Below are 17,763 nucleotides of genomic sequence, written 5' to 3'. Positions count from 1 at the left end.
TGAACTAACGATGGACGACCAGTACCTCGATGCGTTCATTCGGGAGAGCGAAGAGGAGATAACGAAACTGAACAACTCGCTGCTGGAGTTGGAATCTGATCCAAACGCACAGGAAGCGATGGACCAGATATTCCGGACAGCACATACGCTGAAAGGTAACTTCGGCGCAATGGGATTCGACGATGCGTCGAATCTCGCGCACGCAATGGAAGACCTCCTTGACGAGATGCGCGAGGGCAACATGAGCGTGACATCGGAGGTAATGGACCTGATCTTCGCCGGGGTTGACCAGATTGAGGCTATCGTCAAAGAAATTGAGGAAGAAGGCGAAGCCTCACTAGATACGTCGGAGACTGTCTCCCAACTTCGGGCTGTCCTAGAGGAAGGAACTAGCTCCGTTGATACCGAAGAAAATTCCACCACTGGGACCGACAACAACTCTCAGGAAGTCGACCTTTCTGCCGTCGATGTCGACAAAGAAGAAGTAAGCAGTCAGGTCGTTCATGCCGTTGTCGACCTCGGGGACAGCGATATGCCCGGTGTCGACTCGATGTTCATTCTTGAATCGGTCGAAGAAGCGTTCGATATCATTGATGCGATTCCCGACCGCGAGGACATCGAAAATGGTGATTTCGAGGATGCCTTTACGCTCTTGCTCGACGCCGATGACACTGGTGCAGTGGCTGACGAGTTGGAGGCACTGGGTCGTGTCCATGACGCTGCTGTCGACAACGTAACAGATGAAGTCTTAGAGGAGGAAAACAGCGTTTCACTGACTGGCTCGACTGACGAACACGAGGTTGACGAAATCAAGTCTGTCAGGGTTGATGTAGACAAGCTTGACGACCTTCATGGGCTGGTCGAACAACTGGTCACCAGTCGTATCAAGCTCCGGCGCGCCGTCGAGGAGAACAATCTTGACTCTGCGAGCGATACGCTGAACGAACTCGACAAAATCACGGCAAACCTCCAGAACACCGTGATGGATATGCGACTCATTCCGTTAAAGAAGGTCGTCGGTAAGTTCCCTCGGATGGTGCGTGACCTCTCGCGTGAACTGGACAAGGAGGTGAACTTCGAAATCGAGGGCGAGGACATCGAACTTGACCGGACAATCCTCACCGAAATCTCCGACCCACTGATGCATATCATCCGGAACGCACTCGACCACGGTATCGAGTCCCCAGAACAACGGGTCGAGGCAGGCAAACCAACCGAAGGACAGGTCACGCTGCGTGCGTCCCGGCAACGTGACCATGTCACAATCGAAGTGGCTGATGACGGTGCTGGTCTCGATGTCGAAGAAATCAAACAGACCGCAATCGAGCGCAATGTCCGCTCCCCTGAAGAGTTAGAAATGATGGACAACTCGGATATTTACGATCTGGTTTTCCATCCTGGCTTTTCGACGGCAGAGGAAGTGACCGACACCAGCGGGCGTGGAGTTGGGATGGACGTTGTCCACGATACTGTGACTCAACTAGACGGGTCGGTCGATGTCGACAGTACACCCGGCGAAGGCTCGACCGTCTCTCTCCGACTGCCGGTGACCATGGCAATCGTCAAAGTTCTGTTCGTGCAGGTTGGCGACGAGGAGTACGGCGTGCCTATCAAGAACGTCGACGAAATTACGAGTGCAGACGAGATGAAACACGTAAACGGGCAGGAGGTCATCAAACACAACGAAGAAATTTATCCTGTCATCAACCTCGGCAAACGGTTTGAAGTGCCCCGACGGGCCACCGCTGACGGCGGTGTCGAGGGTGGCGAGATGCTTGTCCGCATCCGTGAATCTGAGCGTCAGGTAGCGTTACGCTGTGACGCGGTCAACTCTCAGGAAGAAGTCGTCGTCAAGCCACTTGAAGGCATTCTCAGTGGTACGCCCGGTCTTTCCGGAACGGCTGTCCTCGGCGACGGCAATATTGTCCATATCCTTGACGTGGTGACGCTATGAACCGAGGCGACGACCGTTCGTTTTCCGACCTGCTTGAGTATATCGAACAGAACATGAACTTCGAGTCCGGGTTCTACAACGACGCGTACCTGGACCGACGGATTACCGCTCGGATGCGGCGTACCGACCATGACGACTACAAGACCTACCAGCGCTTGCTCAAGAGCAACCCTGAAGAACAGGAACTCCTGTTAGATTCCTTATCGATAAATGTCACCGGCTTTTTCAGGAATCCCGAAGCGTGGGAGAAACTGCGGGAGGTCCTGCGTGACCTTACTGAGTCGAATCGTCGTGTCAATATCTGGAGTGCCCCCAGTGCTGACGGAAGAGAACCGTACTCGCTTGCGATGCTCGCACTGGACGACGATGATATCAACCAGCGCCGTATCGATATTCTTGGCACCGATATTAACCCGGATATCCTCGAAACTGCACGGCGTGGGGTCTACGAGACATCACAGACGAGTGACATTGCAGAGGAACTCGAACCACTGACTGACTATTCGCCGTATATCGACAAAGATGAGAACCGTTTCGAGGTCCGCGACCGCGTCAAGGATTTGGTCACCTTCGAGCAACACGACCTCATTCGGGGCGAGTCAAAACGAGACTTCGACCTCGTATTGTGTCGCAATCTACTCATCTACATTGATGCCTCGTACAAGGAACCGATTTTCGAGACGATACGGAAATCGCTCCGTGACGGCGGCTATCTTATGATTGGTATGACAGAGACCCTTCCGACGGTGAGCCGCGAACATTTCGACCCCGTACACAAGAAACAACGCATCTACCAGCGTACGTAATTCATGTCCCTCTACGAGTACGAACGAAACGGTAACGCACAAGAAATAATCCGCACTCTCAACTCTTCGGAGAACACGAACATCAGGGAGCGCGCAGCAAAATTGCTTGGTCGGTTTGAAGAACACGATGACAGAGATGATATCATCCGCGCATTGATTACGACCGTTAACGAGGACGATTCCGACGCCGTCGTTGCTGTGGCGGTCGACTCGCTCAACAATCTCGGACAGGACGCTCTCACGCAACTGATGGCGACGATGGCCGATATTGAGTTTGAGGAAGGGGCGGAGTGGGTCCGCGCCAAAGCATTCATGCGCGGGCTGTCAGCCGACATCCCCGAACTCCGGATGGCTGCCGCAAATGGCCTCGGTGAGCTTGGTGAGGGTGATGCTGTTCCGGATCTTATCGAGCGGTTCCGGGACCCTGATCCGCGTGTCCGCGCTCGTTCTGCCCGGGCAGTTGGCCTGATAACTGATGCGCGAGCAACTGATGGTCTCGAATCACTGTTGAGCGACTCAAAACCAACTGTCCGGCTCGAAGCTGCCGAGTCACTCGGGCGAATCGGGAACCGGCAGGCTCTCTCTGCGCTGTTACAACTTTACGAAGACAACGACGAACGCGTCCGTCGTATCGCAGTCAACGGGTTTGGGAAGTTCAGCAACGACAGTCCGGTCGAATATCTTGTTACCTCGCTTGCTGACGACTCTGCGGCTGTCCGTCGGACAGCCGTTTTCTCGCTTATCGAGTTGCTATCGAACGTCCCGACAGAAGAGAGCCATGAGATACGCGAGACGGTCGTTGATCGGCTAGCGGCAACTGAGGACGGTACTGTTGTTACGCCCCTTGTCGAAATTCTGGAACAGGGGACACAACCCTCACAGCGGCGGAATACGGCATGGCTTCTTGGACGTGTACTTGACGACGAGTCCAACCGCGATGCCGTCGATGCACTGCTCGTCGCACTCGAAGACGGTCAGCAGATGACCCGACAGTTTGCGGCGACAAGTCTGGCCGAAATCGGCGGCACCTACGCCGAGGCAGAATTACTCTCACTTGCAACCAACGATGAACACGACAGCGAAGCCAGAGCACAGGCGCTGTTTACGCTCGGAAAAATCGGTGACGAAGAGACGGCTCGTGAGATAGAGAACCTGCTCGACGACACAGATGATCAAGAGGTTCGAAAACGCGCTTTCTCCGCGCTCTCGAAACTTGGGGGCCGAACCGGCAACACGTCGGGGTAGCGTGACGAGCCACCGACTCCCGAAAGCAGATAAACCGGGCTGGCGTAGCCACGTCTATGCTGCTGGTGCTGTGTGTCGACCTCGATAACGACCTCGGACGCAAAACTGGAATGGAGACGCCGGTAATTGGCCGAGAGGAAGTCCGAAAAGCAGCAGTCGCGCTCGCTATTGCTGACCCAGAAGACAGTGACGTGAACGTGTTGTTTGAGGGGCTCCATCTCATTGACTCAATCGACGATGAGGAAATCGAGGTCGCCGCAGTTGCCGGCATCGACGGTCGTGAGGTCGAAGCTAACCGAGAAGTCGGTAACGAAGTTGACCGCGTGCTCGCTGAACTCGACACGGGTGAGGATGTGCGTGCTGTCGTCGTTACTGACGGCGCACAGGACGAGTCGGTGCTCCCAGTTATCCGCTCGCGGGTGTACATCGATAGCGTTCGGCGCGTCGTTGTCCGGCAGGCACAAGACCTTGAATCAATGTATTACACTATCAAGCAGGTGCTTGATGACCCCGAGACACGGGGGACACTGCTGGTGCCACTAGGTATCCTGTTGCTTATCTATCCACTGACGATTCTCGCCAATCTCGTCGGTCTGCCCGGGACCGTGTTTGGGTTTGCGTCGGGGTTACTGGGGCTCTATTTGCTTGCCCGTGGGTTCGGCGTTATGGAGTGGATTGACTGGGTGGTCGAGCGCGTGCGGACGGGCCTGTTTACCGGTCGAGTAACGTTAATCACCTCTGTCGTTGCCCTCGCGTTGCTCGTTATCGGTGGGGTCGGCGGGATGCAAGAGCTCGAAGCAACGCGGGAGGCCACAACGCAGTCGCTTGGTGTCGTCGAAGTGATTGCCGCGCTGTTGTTTGGTTCGGTCCAGTGGTTCGCCGCCGCTGGTGTCATGAGCAGCCTTGGCCGCGTCACTGACGAGTATATCAGCGGTGAGTTCCACTGGCGCTATCTCAACGCGCCGTTCTATATCGTCGCTATCGCTGCTGTGCTCTCGGGAGTGAGTGGCTTCTTCCTCGATGAAGCCTCGCTTGAGTTCCTTGCGTTTATGCTTACAGGCGGGACATTGCTCGGTGTCGCCAGCACCCTCTCGTTTGCCGTTGCCGAATCGTGGACACAACGACAATCACAGATACAACAGTAACGGCTCTATGGAAATCCAAATCTCTATTTGTGAGAAGTTCGGACTCAAACGCAGGGGCGTGTAGCTCAGCCCGGATAGAGCGTCGGACTTCTAATCCGACGGTCGTGGGTTCAAATCCCATCACGCCCGTATACTGAAGAGCAGTACCACCGGCCCGTGACGGCTGAACCGACGGATACATTATGCAGCCGTAGCGACGATGTTCGCTTATGCCGACCCAAGCAGACGACTTGAAACAGAACGAAGCGACTGTGTAACCTCGGCCGGATGTGGTAATCCAAGACGGTAACGCAGGCGGTCTTGACGCTTGAATGGCTCGAAGATGGATGGCTCCTGTAGTTCCCACACCTGCGCGCGGTCACCGATTCCATACTGCTCGAATAATGCGTTCGCTGCCCGACGCCCCGCTTCGTTGGCTGACTCCATTGACGCCAAATCCGAGTTTGTCCGAACGTAATCGCTGGCAACAACGAGGTTGTCGATACCAACGTTGGCTGGCGGTCGATTCTTGAGCGAGCCGACCGTGTTGATGAGCAGTGGTGACTGATTTGTAACGCCACTAGTACTCTCGACAATTGCCGGGTCGAGGAAGGTGTCGACGAGCATTTCATCGCTGAGACGACTTTCCTCGGTGTTGAGGTGGGTCTTCAGTTGTGCCCATATCTCGGATTGTATCTCTTCGCGGGTACACTCTCGTGCCGGTTTACCGTGGAGGATACCCGGTGTGTCCCAATCTGAGGCAATCACCGAGAGTACACCCTCGACTGCGTCGGGACCGCGTCCTTCAATATCATACTCGGGCCAGAACTGGCGCTGTGAGATGGAAGTCAGCGCCCAGGGGGCATCAGCATACACCTGATGACCGCGCGAGAGCTGTACGTCTTCGGTGAGATAGAACTGAACTCCGTTCATCCATGCGGTATCGAGCCGGTCGATGTCCGAGAGCTCGGGCGCGGCCGCCGCCATCTCTGACGAAACGAACGACGGCGCGACCTCGACGGGGACCGCGAGTACGAATGCATCGGCGCTGATCCGCTCACCATCAGCGAGGACGAGAGTATCGATACGCTCGCCGCTGGCCTCAAACGCTTGGGCTGGCCGTCCTGAATGTAGTGTAACACCATGTGCATCGAGATAGTCGACCCACGGCTCAATCCAGGCTTCGCTCGTCGGTGCATTCAGAATCTGCTCGGTCGGACGTTGTGGATTCATCTGTCCGAACAACAGTTGCGTATAAATTGAGCCGACTGTCCGCGCGCTCCCGACTTGAGGGCGCAGGGCAACCAGTGATTGCACGGCGTAGCCGAGCCGGTCGCGGAATTCAGGCGACCGGTTTTCAGCATCGATAAACTCCCACCAAGACACTTCATCGAGTTCCTCTTCACGACGACTCTCACACGCTGTCAGTAGGTACAGTAGCCGTTCGAGCAAAAAAGCCACGTCAGTCCGCGGGAGGTCTTCTGCAAACGCTGGCCGCGCAGCGTCGAGCCAGCCTTGTATCGAATCAGGGGTCGCACTGCTTGCGACACGCTCTGGCCCGTCGACGGCGGCAATGAGTGTCTGCTCGGTTTCGACGAGGTTGTCGGCAACGGTGCCGTTGCCGTCGGGTATCCGTTCCATCGTCTCGAAGACGTGGCGGTAAAACGCTGGAAAAAAGCGAAAGCCGTGCTCACCATGGAGCGGGTTCGGACCATCGGTCGCATCCATCGACCGTGCTTTTCCGCCGAACCGGTCGTTAGCCTCGAAGACAGTGACATCGAACCCGCGGTCGACGAGTTCGTGTGCTGCTGAGAGGCCGCCGATGCCACCGCCGACGACAGCGATTTCTGGCATTACCTCCGTTACGACTACTTGTGTATAAACGTGGGACCTAACTGAGAAGCCTCTCTACTGTTGGTCTATTCAGTGTAATATGCTGGTCACCATCGCAGTAGACAACTGCACGATTTCAGTCTGCCCGTCTGTCTTGTCTCTACCCGGCGTAATTGCTTTTTTCTCACCGTAGCGAAAACGCGCGTGTACAGTTTTTGCATAAGAGAATAACGCTTATGACTGCCGATAAGCTATCTATGGGCGCAACGATGACTGTCACAATTAAAGACTTCTATGCCGACTGGTGTGGTCCGTGCAAGACGCAGGACCCGATTCTGGAGGAGCTTGAAGAAGAGTACAGCGATGTCACATTCGAGAAAATCGATGTAGACGAGAACCAGGATGTCGCAAACGAGTATCAGGTCCGTTCGCTTCCGACACTTATCGTCGAGAACGATGACGGTGTCGTCGAGCGGTTCGTCGGCGTCACGCAGGCTGACGATATTGAGGACGCGTTCGCGTCTGCCGACGCCTGAGTGTCCTGTTCTCTTAGAGTCCCCGGAACGAGACTCAAATAACAGCAGTGTCCTTGTGTCGTGAGACAGGCATATCAGGATACACCACGTACTGCGACCATGAGCGACGGGGACCGACTGGCTCGCTTTCTCCGGACGAAGCTACAGGATGTGGGCCGCCAGTACGAGGAGGCCAGAAGCGAGTTCTACAGAGGGATGTACGAACCGCCTGAGGACCTGCCGACCGATAACCGGGGACGAGTGAAGCTGGTTTGTCGACGACACGCCGAAAAGCGAGCTGTCAACATTGACGGTGGCGGTCGACCCGCCTGCTACGACGCCGACCACCCCGACTGTGAAAGCTGTGTCGAGGATATTGAGGCGGATCGTATCGAGACTTGGTAAGGGTTGCGTGTACAGCATAGCCCGCGCCATTTGGCAAGCCAAGCCGCCGTTGCTGTCCCACGACCGTAATCGGTAGGCTTCTTGCCGCTGAAAACACCATATGAGCGACGGCAGCGAACAATCAACTCTCAACGCCCTCGGCAAACAGGAAGGGTGGCGTGTCGAGAACCACGCCGCACGCGTCCACTACAGCGGTGCGACCGACCGCTACAGTATCGAATACTACCACCCCAGCGACTGTGTCCTCTACTGGAAGGTACCTCCCGAAGAAGTCGACGCGGCAGCTGTCCCGGTTGCTCGGAGTAACGTTCCGGCACCGCTACGGGAACGAATCTGTGAGGACCTCGCCGCTGCGGGAATCGACCCTGCTGTCGAGGAACGGTCACTCTGAGGAGGACAACCCGACGGTATCGCTCGCTGAGTACTGGAAGCGTATCCGTCAGTATAAAGCAGACAGCACCGTATCCGTCAGGCATGAACTTTCAGGAGGCGGCAAACTTCCTTTTCGATTTACAGCGGTTTCCGTCCCGTCCGGAGACCGATGCCACGGTCGCGCTCCTCTCAGAACTCGGGGAGCCACATGAACGCCTCGACTGCGTACAGATTGCTGGGAGCAACGGGAAAGGGTCGACCGCCCGTATGGTTGAGTCAATCTTGCGGGAGGCAGGACTCGATGTCGGTCTCTACACCTCACCACATCTTGACGATATCCGCGAGCGCATCACAGTCAACGGCCGACAACTCTCTGAGCGTGCGCTCGGTGAGTTTATCGAGACAACACAGGAGTATATCGTCGACTGTGCTGCACACGGTGACGCGCCAACGTTTTTTGAGACAGTTACTGCGCTTGCACTCTGGGAGTTCGACCGCCAGAATGTTGACGTCGCAATCCTCGAAGTGGGTATTGGTGGCGAGAAGGATGCGACAAGCGTCGTCGATCCGGTTGCCAGTGCGGTCACGTCGGTCGCGCTCGAACACACCGACTTTCTTGGCGAAGATGTCGAAACGATTGCGCGAGACATGGCACATGTTGCCCCGACGGACCGACCACTCGTCACGGGTGTCGAGGGTGACGCTTTCGGGGCAATCCAACCGATTGCTGGCGACACTGTTCGAGTTGTCCAGCACGACGATGGAGTGACTAACAGAGAGTCCAAAAAAACGGTAACTGTCGACTACGGTGGGCGAGTCGGCATCGAGGGCGAGGTCAGTATTGACGGCGGCAACTGGGATATCGATGCGCGGCTCCCACTGCTCGGTGAGCATCAGGCTCGAAATGCTGGGGTTGCGTCTGCACTTGCACAGCAAATCGAGACGGTTCACGAGACATCTGTCTCGGAGGAATCGGTCGCTCGCGGCCTGCGGAACGCCCATTGGCCGGGTCGGTTCGAAATCATGAGACAAGACCCGCTTGTCGTTCTCGATGGAGCCCACAATCCCGGTGGCGCTGCTGTCCTCGCCGAGACACTCTCGGAGTTTTCCTTTGACTCGTTGCATCTGGTCTTCGGCGCGATGGCTGACAAACCCCATCAGGAGATGGCTGCAGCCCTCGACGTGGCAGATACTGTCGTCACCTGCGAACCAGACAGCGACCGCGCTGCCGACAACGACGCACTCGCTCAGGCATTCACCGAAACGACTGACGCGACTGTTACGACCCGCACAGACGTTGCTGGCGCAGTCGGCGACACGCTCGAATCGGCCGGTGACGAGGACGCAGTCGTCGTAACTGGCTCGTTGTACACCGTTGGCGAGGCTCGAACACTCTGGAGTCGGACCTCTGTGCCAAAGCGTGCGGACTCGGTCCAGACAGCGGCGTCGCTTCTCGAAGACACCCATGTCACCGAACCCGGTGTATGGCGGATGCAAGAGAACGCAGTCCACCGCCTGCTCAAGACCCGCGTCCAACCCCGACAGGCCCAGTCCCTCAAAGAAGAATTACTCTCGCTTGGGGGCGAGTGTGCTGTTTCGGGGCTTACTCACCACAAAGAGAAACGGACTGTCGTGTTGATGGGGACGATGGCCCAGTTCCAACGCCTCTGTGACAAACTCGACGACCAGCCATACGGCTTGTCACCGCTGGCTGATGAGATTCGCGAGACGCTTGGGATTGGAACCGAGCCACCAACTTATCCGTGGGAGGGTGACACAGCAGTAATGGGGATCCTGAACGCGACACCAGACAGCTTCCACGATGGTGGCGAGTACAAGGCTCGTGAAGACGCAATCGAGCGGGCAGAGGAGATGGTTGAGGCGGGAGTCGATATCGTTGACGTAGGCGGTGAGTCGACTCGTCCCGGTGCAGACCCGGTCGACGCCGAAACCGAACGCCAGCGGGTTGTCCCAGTCATTGAGGCGCTTGCTGAGTCTGATGTGTTAGTCTCAGTCGACACCCGAAAGGCAGGCGTCGCTCGTAGTGCACTTGATGCGGGGGCGGACATTCTTAACGATGTCTCTGGGCTAGAGGACCCTGAGATGCGCTTACTCGCCGCAGAATACGATGTGCCTGTTGTCGTGATGCACTCTATCGATACGCCCGTGGTCCCTGAACGCGATATCTATTACGACGACGTTGTCGAGGATGTTATCGATGAACTCACCGAGCGAGTGCTACTGGCTGAAAAGGCAGGTCTTGACCGGCCACAGATTATCATCGACCCGGGGTTGGGCTTTGGCAAGTCCGCCGCCGAGAGCTTCGAGTTACTCGACCGCTTAGAGGAGTTCGCCGGCCTTGGCTGTCCAGTGTTGGTCGGCCACTCTCACAAGTCGATGTTTGGCCACGTCGACCGCGATGCCGACGAGCGCTACGAGCCGACCATCGCGGCAACTACACTCGCCGCCGACCGCGGTGCGGACATCGTCCGCGTTCACGATGTGGACGCCAACGTCGCGGCTGTCGATGTTGTCGAGGCCGCACGGAACGGAACCAACGAACAGTGAACTATGGAATTGGTCGACCCGTACGGTGATAGTGAGACAACTCATCGAGTTGTTACCCGACTGAACCCACGAAAAGATTGGGACGAAGTGGGGCAGATTCGGGTCGAGAATCGGGTCGTCGAGGTTGTCATGGGATACGGGGACCGCGTTCACGTCCGGCTCTCGGCCGAAACGGAGGAACTCGACCGCATCAAGCAACGGCTTGCGCGGGCAGAGGAAGGGACGCAGTTGTTCCAGACCTCGGGTCCCGAGTACTACGCGACGCTTCTCGAGGACCGCGACCTTGTCAGGTCACTCCTCGCGGTCGACCCGGACGACTCCGACGCCTGGATCGACCGCATGTTCAACGTCGAGGAGTTCGCGGTCGTGGACGGCGAGGTGTGGCGCTACTGGTCGGTCCCACACCATAGTCACTGCCGGCGTGTCAATACGGCTGGTCGCGATCCACTGTACGATGCCCTTGTCGCCGAACTGGCTGGCGTTCCCGGGTCGGCGCTGGTTCCTGCCGAGGGACTCGCCTCCTGGGGTGTAAAATCACACCGGTACGAACTGGCCTGGGATGCACTCCGGCGACATGAGACCGACAGCGAAAGAGTGAGGCGGTTCGAACTGACTCGGCTTCGGCGCGTTTCCACGGTGTCTGACCGGCCAGTGCTCTCCTGTGACTGGGAATCGTCCTCGTCGGCGTCGTGGCTCGACCGACTTGCCCGGTGGGTACTTCGCTCCGAATCGGCGGACCCACCACCGCGGGTCCCGTTCCCGGACAGCGAGACGATGGGTTCGGTGCTCGATGGCCTCAGAACGCTGAAACACGACCTCGGATACGAGTTCACAATCGAGGGTCGCACGTCTCGGGACGACCGTTCGTAGCCTTCCCAGCGGCTCTCATTGTTTCCGATACAACTCAAGATACTGGCTGACGACGGCACTATGATCGTACTCTTCCCATACGTCGTCGGTCGTTAGGTGTGGGTACTCCCCGGCGTCAGCAATTGCGTTGGCAATCTGCTGTGGGTTGGTGACGCCAAAGCCGCGCTCATGGTGTTCGACGAGTTCGTGTGCGCTGGATTCGGCCTGATACTGGACGATGCCAATACAGCCAGCCGCAAGCGCCCACAGCAGTTCCGTCGCGTACTGTTCACGGCTTGCCGTCTGAACAAACGCGTGAGCACCGCGGTAAAGACTCACCCGGCGTTTACGATTACATTCCCCAACAAAGCTGACACGGTCGTCAATACGAAGCTTTGTGGCTTCGTCTTCGTACTCCTCACGGAGCGGCCCATCGCCGATGATGGTTGCCTGCCAGTCGCGCTCTCTGAGTTCTGCAAGTCCGAGCAAGAAGTCGTCGAGGTTTGCCGTCTCATCGAGTTGATGGGCATAGACAAGGTCGACGCCATCTGCTGGTTCAACCGTCTCCGTTAGCGAAAAGTCGATACTTTCGGGAATAACGGCTGTGTTCTCATCGGTTGCTCCGCACTCCCGGACGTTCGTGCGGACGAACTCCGAGGGAGTGATGATACAGTCGGCCTGTCCAGTTATCGACCCCACATAGCGGTCGTCCGCGTCGAGTGTTTCGGTCCCATACCATTCGACGACAACAGGGGCACGTGCGAACTGTCCGCCGGCCAGCGCGGCCAATACCTGTTGGGGTGGGAGCACTGCCGCATGAATCACGTCCGGACGGTACATCCCTAGCAGTGCAGGCAGACGCGTACAGAACGAAGCGGGTGAGGTACCGTAACTCACCGCACGGTACCGCACTCCATCGACGACGAACTCGTCGCGGTAGTCATCCCACCACTGTCCACAGAACACCGTCACATCGTGGCCACGGTCGGCGAGCAGCCGAGCAATCTGTTCGACGTGTCGAACACTCTCGGCGTCAGTGTGGCGGGTCGTTTCGAGTGCAACTATCGCGACACGCATACTCGTCGCGTCGGTGCCGGCAGTAAAAAACCCCGCCCATCCGCCGCCATCGTTTGGCCTCATCTCTGTCGGTAACCTCATCCCAGCTACCTCGCGTTCAGCCGGTATCGGTTCATTATTAATGCAGGGGGAATGAAGAGCACCTAACGTGAAAGGACAGGAGTGGTACCAGGCCGAGGACGTTGCCGAGGCCTACGATGACAAGCGGTTCTCACAGGGTGGTCGCCTCATCAACGACCGCGAGAAGCGGGCAGTGTTGCAGGCGGTCACTCCGGTTGAGGATAGCAAAGTCCTCGAAATTGCGTGTGGAACCGGGCGCTTTACGGCTATGCTTGCAGAGCGTGGTGCGGATATCGTCGGTCTCGATATCTCGGCAGCGATGCTCCAACAAGGACGCGAACGGGCGCAAGCTGCTGGCGTCGACGGCAAACTAGAGTACATGCGTGGCGATGCCGCTCGGCTTCCCTTCCCGGATAACCACTTCGATACTGTTGTGGCAATGCGGTTTTTCCACCTCATGCACGAACCAGCGGAGTTCATGCAGGAAATGCAACGTGTCTCGCAGAATCAAATTTTCTTCGACACGTTCAACCGGAAATCAGCACGGTCACTGTACACATGGGCACTCCCAATGGGGTCGCGGCTCTACTCTAACTCGGAAGTTAGAAACCTTCTCGACGGCGCTGACCTCGACCTCGTTGCCGCGGAACACGACTGGGTGTTCCCGTATGGGTTCTACCGCGAGTTGCCAAACGTCTTCGCATCTGGTTTCCGGACAGTCGATAAAGCTATTGGGAAGACACCCGCTGGTGGCCCGCTTGCGTCTGTCTCGTATTGGGACGTTCGAGTGTGACACATATCGGACCGCAGAGACGTACATTTATGCGGGCTCTTCCCGTAGATTTAAGCGAAGCGACGGATGTCATTCGAGAACTCCAAAGGAGAGACGTTCCTCTATGAACTCGCCCGCGCCGGTGAGACGACCAAACTTATCGGCTACATGAAACGGGGGTCCAGCCCTGTGGTCCGCCAGCGTGCCGCCGAGTTACTGGGTGATTTTTCGGACCTTTCCGAAGAGCAGGGCCGAGAAGAGGTTATTACCGAACTCATTGTAACAGTCCAGCAGTGTGACGACGAAGACGTCCGTTCACAGGCTGTCGACTCGCTGGTTCGGTTCGGTGACGAACCGCTCAAACGGCTTATCAACCGTTTTGCGGATTTTGATGTCTCAAGCGCACCCGGATGGCTCATCGCCGAGAACCTTGTCGAATGGCTCGAAATGGACCGACCGGAGTTCCGACTGGTCGCCGCGACAGGCATTGGCTGGTTTGGTGGCGAGGAGACGTTGCCGGCCCTTGTCAGCGCGTTTACTGATACTGACGCGCGCGTTCGCCTTCGCGCCGTCCGGGCGTGTGGCTCTATTGGTGACGATCGCTGTGTCGAGGCTCTTGCCACACGACTGACCGACCCCGACACGCGGGTCCAGAAGGAAGCAGCGAGCGCGCTTGGTGCACTCGGGACGAAAAATGCCCTCGATGCACTCATCCCAGCAGCCAGAGATGCCGACCCGGAAGTCCGCCAGATAGCCATCGAAAATCTTGGCCAGTACGGGTCGATTGAACCTCTTGTCGTGTTATTACGAGCACTTGAGGACGAATCAGGCCCAATCCGTCGAACTGCAATCATCTCGCTCATCGAGCTGTTCGTCCAAGCACCGTCGGACAAAAGTCATAAGATGCGCTCGACGATTGTCGAACAGCTGGAAGCGTTGGAGTTGGTTGACGTGGTTCCACAGCTCGTTGATATTCTGAACGAAAGCGAGCGGTGGGCTATCCGACGCAACGCCATCTGGCTCATCGGCCGACTAGTTGATGAAGCTGATCCTCAAGTACAGGAATGTCTTATTGACGCACTGGACGACGAGGACGACTCGACGGCCCAAGTCGCGGCAACAACGCTGGCCAAACTTGGCGGTAAAGACCTCGAAAAGCGCCTCATGATGTATCGGCAACGACAGGAGGGTGGCTCAGAGCCATGGGTCCGGACGCAGTTTGTTCTGGATAAGCTTGGTACTGACCCTGGCGCTGAACTCGTTTCGACGGGCGTTAATTACACGTACGTTAGTGAGCCCGAGGATTACTCTGAGGATGACGACGACGGTGCACCTGACACCTAGAGACCGCCCAACAATCAGTTACCGCTTGGGGCTTGTGGCCCGGAGACGAACGTGTTCTCGGTCGCGTCAATCCGTAGGTCGAACATCTCTTCGAGGACGTTTGCACTTCCTTCGTATCCCGAGGATGGGTCAATATAAAAATGTGAGAGGGCGTTTGCATCTTCGAGACGGTTGGTGAGAATGTGCAGGAACTGGAACACTTTTTGCAGGTCGAACGTCTCGACTAAGTCTGGGAGGATATCGAACCCACAAGAGATTCTGCCGTCCATCTTCTCTTGCTCGCTCAGTACACGAGAAATCGTCTCGCCCAGTCCTGACAACCCGAGTTGCTTGTCGAGTTGGACGACCTCTATTGGCAGCGAAGAAAGCTCTTCTTTTGGCATCGCTTTGAGTGGTTGATCATTCGTAGTTACAACGACAATCCAGGCGGGCAGCTCCGAAAGTTCTTGTTGGAGTAACTGTATCCGCCGCACAGCGTTTGTCGTGACCAACACAATAATATCGCCCGGTGATAGGAAATGGATACGGGCGTTGTCCGCGCCGGTCCCTTCGAGTGGCGCGGCGACCATTGCACTTCCCACGTAGCCGAAATCTTCGGCGACGTGAACGCCCGACTCCATGAGTGCCTCAACATGCTCGAACAGATGCTCTTTGTAACTGTTCAGCGCACGCGAACCATCTGTACTCTGTTCAGTCCGCTCACAGTATGGGCACGACCATTGGAGTTGCATTCCTCCGTCGGAAATATTGTGTCGGTTGTGCTCGACGAGGTGCTGTTTGACACGGTTGGCGACTTGCTCCCGTCGTTGCCCCCACGCCGAGAAGTCACAGTGACGACACCGCCAGCGATAGACCATTCACATGAGAAGATGTGACGAACCGTAATAAAATCTGTACTATTTGAGCGAACTCAGCCGAAATTTTCGACCTTTGCGCCGTCGGGTTCCCCGCCAGCGCGCTCGATAGCGTCCATCGCATCGTCGAGGAACTCAGCAAAGCCGTAGACAAACACTTGTGTTGTCTCGATATCTCCACTCAACGTATCTAGGCTGGCCCGCACAGCCGTCGAGAGCGAACTTTCACTGTCAAGCACACGGACATCGCCACCGTCTGCGGTCAGGGTCTCGAGTCGCTCCCTGTGGATTGGGTCGTCATCACGGTAGACAACGGCTGCTTCACCGCCGTCGGTCAGCGCGCGCTCGGCAATCCCGACAGACGGGCCGATACCGGGTCCGCCCGCAATAAGACAGACTTGGTCTTCTTCCTCGTAGTATGCGTTCCCGTAAGGACCCGACAACACGAGCTCGTCGCCAGCACTGAGAGCACGCAACTGGGGACTGACCTCGCCGTCTGAATCGATACCGACGGTCATCTCGAACGTATCCTCGACGCTGGGTGAGGAAATAGTATAAAATCTGGATTCCTCGTCGCCGTCAACAGTAAGTGTGACTTTGATGAACTGTCCGGGTGCCGCATCGAAGTCGTCAGGCGACTCGATATCGAGCGCGATTGCGTCTGGCCCGACATCACGAACTTCGTTCACCTCCGCAGGCGTTTCCTCCATACGCGCTTTTCCGGTGAGAGCATCAAGGGCGTTTCGCTCTTCGGGGGCTTTCCTTACCGCTCGGCCTGACGATAAATCAGGTTGCGCTGGATGGGGTTTGCACCTTCGTAGATAACCGGCACACGAGCGTCACGGTACACCCGCGATATTTTGTTTTCTTCGAGGACAGACCGGCCCCCGTGGAGTTGCATTCCCAACTCGGCGCACTCGGTTGCGGCTTCTGTTGCCCGGGTTTTAGCCAGCGCGGCCCAGTAGCCAGCGTTGTCGTTGGTTTCGACCTTGTCGACGGCCCGCCATGCCAATGCACGTGCAGACTCGAATTCGAGGCGCATATCCGAGAGGTCGTGTTGGACAGCCTGGAACTCGTCGACGGTCCGGCCAAACGCTTCTCGGTCATGAACGAACGACGAAGCTTCCTCAATTGCGGCCGCTGCGAGGCCAAGACCGTGGCCAGCTACGACGGTTCGCCCGTGATTGAAGAACTCGGCGATCATGTAGAATCCGGCCCCTTGTGTCCCAATGAGGTTCTCCTCGGGAATTCGACAGTCGTTGAACGTGATATGAGCCTGCTTGGAGGCACGGTAACACATCTTTTCGGGGATATGCTCGGCCTCATACCCCGGCGCGTCAGTCGGGACGATAAACACGGAGTAATTGCCATAGCGGTTGTCGGGGTCGTCGCCAGTTTTGGCGTAGACTGTCATCCAGTCGGCCTCGACACCGTTCCCGACCCAGTACTTCTCGCCGTTGAGGACCCACTCTTCGCCTTGCTTCTCGGCCGAGGTTGACATCCCTGCCATATCGCTACCGGTATCAGGTTCGGAAACCGCCAGCCCAGAAATTTGTTCATTTGCGGCGACTGGCCTGAGATACTCATCTTTCTGCTCATCGTTTCCGTGTTTTTCGAGAATGTTTGTTCCGAACTCGGCGAGTTGCAGGCTCAGTGCGATACCGGCGTCGGCACGATAGAACTCCTCAGCGATGGCAAGCATCTCGGACAGCGAGAGGCCACGCCCGCCGTACTCCTCGGAGATAGATTGTCCAACGAGTCCCGCTTCCATCCCCTTTTCGACAATCTCCCATGGGTACTCACCGCGCTCGAAGTACTCCTCGGCATTCGGTTCAATATGCTCTTTGGCAAATTCTCGCGCTTCTTGTTTGACAGAACAAGCCTCTTCTGGTATGATGCTCGCATCGAGCAAATCCATACCACCACTAGGGGCTCATCGCTCTTAAATTGCGAACCACTAGACCGGCTTCGTCACCTCTTTTACC

General features: G+C 56.9%; 16 protein-coding genes and 1 tRNA gene. 12 read left to right on the top strand and 5 right to left on the bottom strand.

Translation table 11 applies throughout. The annotated features are described in order from the left end of the window. Nucleotides 1–10 precede the first annotated feature (10 nt). From cheA to N5098_RS11535, 5 genes are all read left to right on the top strand, one after another. Nucleotides 11–1,954, top strand: a complete 1,944-nt coding sequence (gene cheA / locus N5098_RS11555; protein ID WP_267638024.1) for a chemotaxis protein CheA — start codon at nucleotides 11–13, stop codon at nucleotides 1,952–1,954. Beyond that, on the top strand, nucleotides 1,951–2,760 hold the full coding sequence (locus N5098_RS11550) for a CheR family methyltransferase (protein WP_267638023.1): 810 nt from the start codon (nucleotides 1,951–1,953) through the stop codon (nucleotides 2,758–2,760). Before cheA ends, N5098_RS11550 begins: the two co-directional genes overlap by 4 nt. Before the next feature lie 3 nt (nucleotides 2,761–2,763). Beyond that, nucleotides 2,764–4,005 (top strand): HEAT repeat domain-containing protein, encoded by a 1,242-nt coding sequence (locus N5098_RS11545; RefSeq protein ID WP_267638022.1) that lies wholly within the window; start codon nucleotides 2,764–2,766, stop codon nucleotides 4,003–4,005. A gap of 56 nt (nucleotides 4,006–4,061) precedes the next feature. After that, complete coding sequence (locus tag N5098_RS11540; protein ID WP_267638021.1) at nucleotides 4,062–5,150, top strand: DUF373 family protein; 1,089 nt, start codon at nucleotides 4,062–4,064, stop codon at nucleotides 5,148–5,150. A gap of 54 nt (nucleotides 5,151–5,204) precedes the next feature. Continuing rightward, nucleotides 5,205–5,279, top strand: a tRNA-Arg gene (locus tag N5098_RS11535). Nucleotides 5,280–5,357: 78 nt separating this feature from the next. On the opposite strand, the gene N5098_RS11530 is transcribed toward N5098_RS11535, so the two are convergent. Further along, nucleotides 5,358–6,983 carry a hydroxysqualene dehydroxylase gene (locus N5098_RS11530; protein WP_267638020.1) on the bottom strand — a complete coding sequence of 542 codons (1,626 nt, stop codon included), beginning with the start codon at nucleotides 6,981–6,983 and terminating at the stop codon, nucleotides 5,358–5,360. A 206-nt stretch (nucleotides 6,984–7,189) separates the two neighbouring features. On the opposite strand from N5098_RS11530, the gene trxA reads away from it, so the two are divergent. From trxA to N5098_RS11505, 5 genes are all read left to right on the top strand, one after another. Continuing rightward, the gene (gene trxA, locus N5098_RS11525; protein ID WP_465261603.1) at nucleotides 7,190–7,498 is read left to right on the top strand and encodes a thioredoxin; all 309 of its coding nucleotides are present in this window, start codon (nucleotides 7,190–7,192) and stop codon (nucleotides 7,496–7,498) included. Nucleotides 7,499–7,597: 99 nt separating this feature from the next. Further along, the gene (locus tag N5098_RS11520) at nucleotides 7,598–7,882 is read left to right on the top strand and encodes a DUF7091 family protein (RefSeq protein WP_267638019.1); all 285 of its coding nucleotides are present in this window, start codon (nucleotides 7,598–7,600) and stop codon (nucleotides 7,880–7,882) included. 100 nt (nucleotides 7,883–7,982) lie between these two features. Continuing rightward, nucleotides 7,983–8,273, top strand: a complete 291-nt coding sequence (locus N5098_RS11515) for a DUF7538 family protein (RefSeq protein WP_267638018.1) — start codon at nucleotides 7,983–7,985, stop codon at nucleotides 8,271–8,273. Between the two features lie 83 nt (nucleotides 8,274–8,356). Further along, complete coding sequence (folP, locus tag N5098_RS11510; protein WP_267638017.1) at nucleotides 8,357–10,822, top strand: dihydropteroate synthase; 2,466 nt, start codon at nucleotides 8,357–8,359, stop codon at nucleotides 10,820–10,822. A 3-nt stretch (nucleotides 10,823–10,825) separates the two neighbouring features. Beyond that, a complete protein-coding gene (locus N5098_RS11505) occupies nucleotides 10,826–11,692 on the top strand; it encodes a hypothetical protein (protein ID WP_267638016.1) in 867 nt (288 codons plus the stop codon). Between the two features lie 15 nt (nucleotides 11,693–11,707). On the opposite strand, the gene N5098_RS11500 is transcribed toward N5098_RS11505, so the two are convergent. After that, nucleotides 11,708–12,748, bottom strand: a complete 1,041-nt coding sequence (locus N5098_RS11500) for a glycosyltransferase family 4 protein (protein ID WP_267638132.1) — start codon at nucleotides 12,746–12,748, stop codon at nucleotides 11,708–11,710. Between the two features lie 148 nt (nucleotides 12,749–12,896). On the opposite strand from N5098_RS11500, the gene N5098_RS11495 reads away from it, so the two are divergent. Together N5098_RS11495 and N5098_RS11490 are read left to right on the top strand one after the other, a co-directional pair. Further along, nucleotides 12,897–13,601 (top strand): class I SAM-dependent methyltransferase, encoded by a 705-nt coding sequence (locus tag N5098_RS11495; protein ID WP_267638015.1) that lies wholly within the window; start codon nucleotides 12,897–12,899, stop codon nucleotides 13,599–13,601. A 66-nt stretch (nucleotides 13,602–13,667) separates the two neighbouring features. Beyond that, nucleotides 13,668–14,924: a HEAT repeat domain-containing protein gene (locus N5098_RS11490; protein ID WP_267638014.1), complete on the top strand. Its 1,257-nt coding sequence runs from the start codon at nucleotides 13,668–13,670 to the stop codon at nucleotides 14,922–14,924. A gap of 14 nt (nucleotides 14,925–14,938) precedes the next feature. Here the strand turns inward: N5098_RS11490 and N5098_RS11485 are convergent, their stop codons facing one another. From N5098_RS11485 to N5098_RS11475, 3 genes are read right to left on the bottom strand one after another with little or no spacing between them, the layout of a single operon-like run. After that, a complete protein-coding gene (locus tag N5098_RS11485) occupies nucleotides 14,939–15,781 on the bottom strand; it encodes a DUF7504 family protein (protein ID WP_267638013.1) in 843 nt (280 codons plus the stop codon). 53 nt (nucleotides 15,782–15,834) lie between these two features. Beyond that, nucleotides 15,835–16,488, bottom strand: a complete 654-nt coding sequence (locus N5098_RS11480) for an FAD-dependent oxidoreductase (RefSeq protein WP_267638012.1) — start codon at nucleotides 16,486–16,488, stop codon at nucleotides 15,835–15,837. Nucleotides 16,489–16,541: 53 nt separating this feature from the next. Next, the gene (locus N5098_RS11475) at nucleotides 16,542–17,696 is read right to left on the bottom strand and encodes an acyl-CoA dehydrogenase family protein (protein WP_267638011.1); all 1,155 of its coding nucleotides are present in this window, start codon (nucleotides 17,694–17,696) and stop codon (nucleotides 16,542–16,544) included. Nucleotides 17,697–17,763 lie beyond the last annotated feature (67 nt).

Source organism: Halovenus rubra (genome assembly GCF_026586665.1).
Taxonomy (GTDB): domain Archaea; phylum Halobacteriota; class Halobacteria; order Halobacteriales; family Haloarculaceae; genus Halovenus; species Halovenus rubra.
The sequence above is the reverse complement of the archived record's forward strand: the minus strand, read 5'-3'. Positions and strand labels throughout refer to the sequence as shown.

What these genes read in the sequence shown, in the direction of transcription:
- cheA (WP_267638024.1), top strand. Translation starts at nt 11, where the DNA reads ATGGACGACCAGTACCTCGATGCGTTCATTCGGGAGAGCGAAGAGGAG.
- N5098_RS11550 (WP_267638023.1), top strand. Translation starts at nt 1,951, where the DNA reads ATGAACCGAGGCGACGACCGTTCGTTTTCCGACCTGCTTGAGTATATC.
- N5098_RS11545 (WP_267638022.1), top strand. Translation starts at nt 2,764, where the DNA reads ATGTCCCTCTACGAGTACGAACGAAACGGTAACGCACAAGAAATAATC.
- N5098_RS11540 (WP_267638021.1), top strand. Translation starts at nt 4,062, where the DNA reads ATGCTGCTGGTGCTGTGTGTCGACCTCGATAACGACCTCGGACGCAAA.
- N5098_RS11530 (WP_267638020.1), bottom strand. Translation starts at nt 6,983, where the DNA reads ATGCCAGAAATCGCTGTCGTCGGCGGTGGCATCGGCGGCCTCTCAGCA.
- N5098_RS11520 (WP_267638019.1), top strand. Translation starts at nt 7,598, where the DNA reads ATGAGCGACGGGGACCGACTGGCTCGCTTTCTCCGGACGAAGCTACAG.
- N5098_RS11515 (WP_267638018.1), top strand. Translation starts at nt 7,983, where the DNA reads ATGAGCGACGGCAGCGAACAATCAACTCTCAACGCCCTCGGCAAACAG.
- folP (WP_267638017.1), top strand. Translation starts at nt 8,357, where the DNA reads ATGAACTTTCAGGAGGCGGCAAACTTCCTTTTCGATTTACAGCGGTTT.
- N5098_RS11505 (WP_267638016.1), top strand. Translation starts at nt 10,826, where the DNA reads ATGGAATTGGTCGACCCGTACGGTGATAGTGAGACAACTCATCGAGTT.
- N5098_RS11500 (WP_267638132.1), bottom strand. Translation starts at nt 12,748, where the DNA reads ATGCGTGTCGCGATAGTTGCACTCGAAACGACCCGCCACACTGACGCC.
- N5098_RS11490 (WP_267638014.1), top strand. Translation starts at nt 13,668, where the DNA reads ATGTCATTCGAGAACTCCAAAGGAGAGACGTTCCTCTATGAACTCGCC.
- N5098_RS11485 (WP_267638013.1), bottom strand. Translation starts at nt 15,781, where the DNA reads ATGGTCTATCGCTGGCGGTGTCGTCACTGTGACTTCTCGGCGTGGGGG.
- N5098_RS11480 (WP_267638012.1), bottom strand. Translation starts at nt 16,488, where the DNA reads ATGGAGGAAACGCCTGCGGAGGTGAACGAAGTTCGTGATGTCGGGCCA.
- N5098_RS11475 (WP_267638011.1), bottom strand. Translation starts at nt 17,696, where the DNA reads ATGGATTTGCTCGATGCGAGCATCATACCAGAAGAGGCTTGTTCTGTC.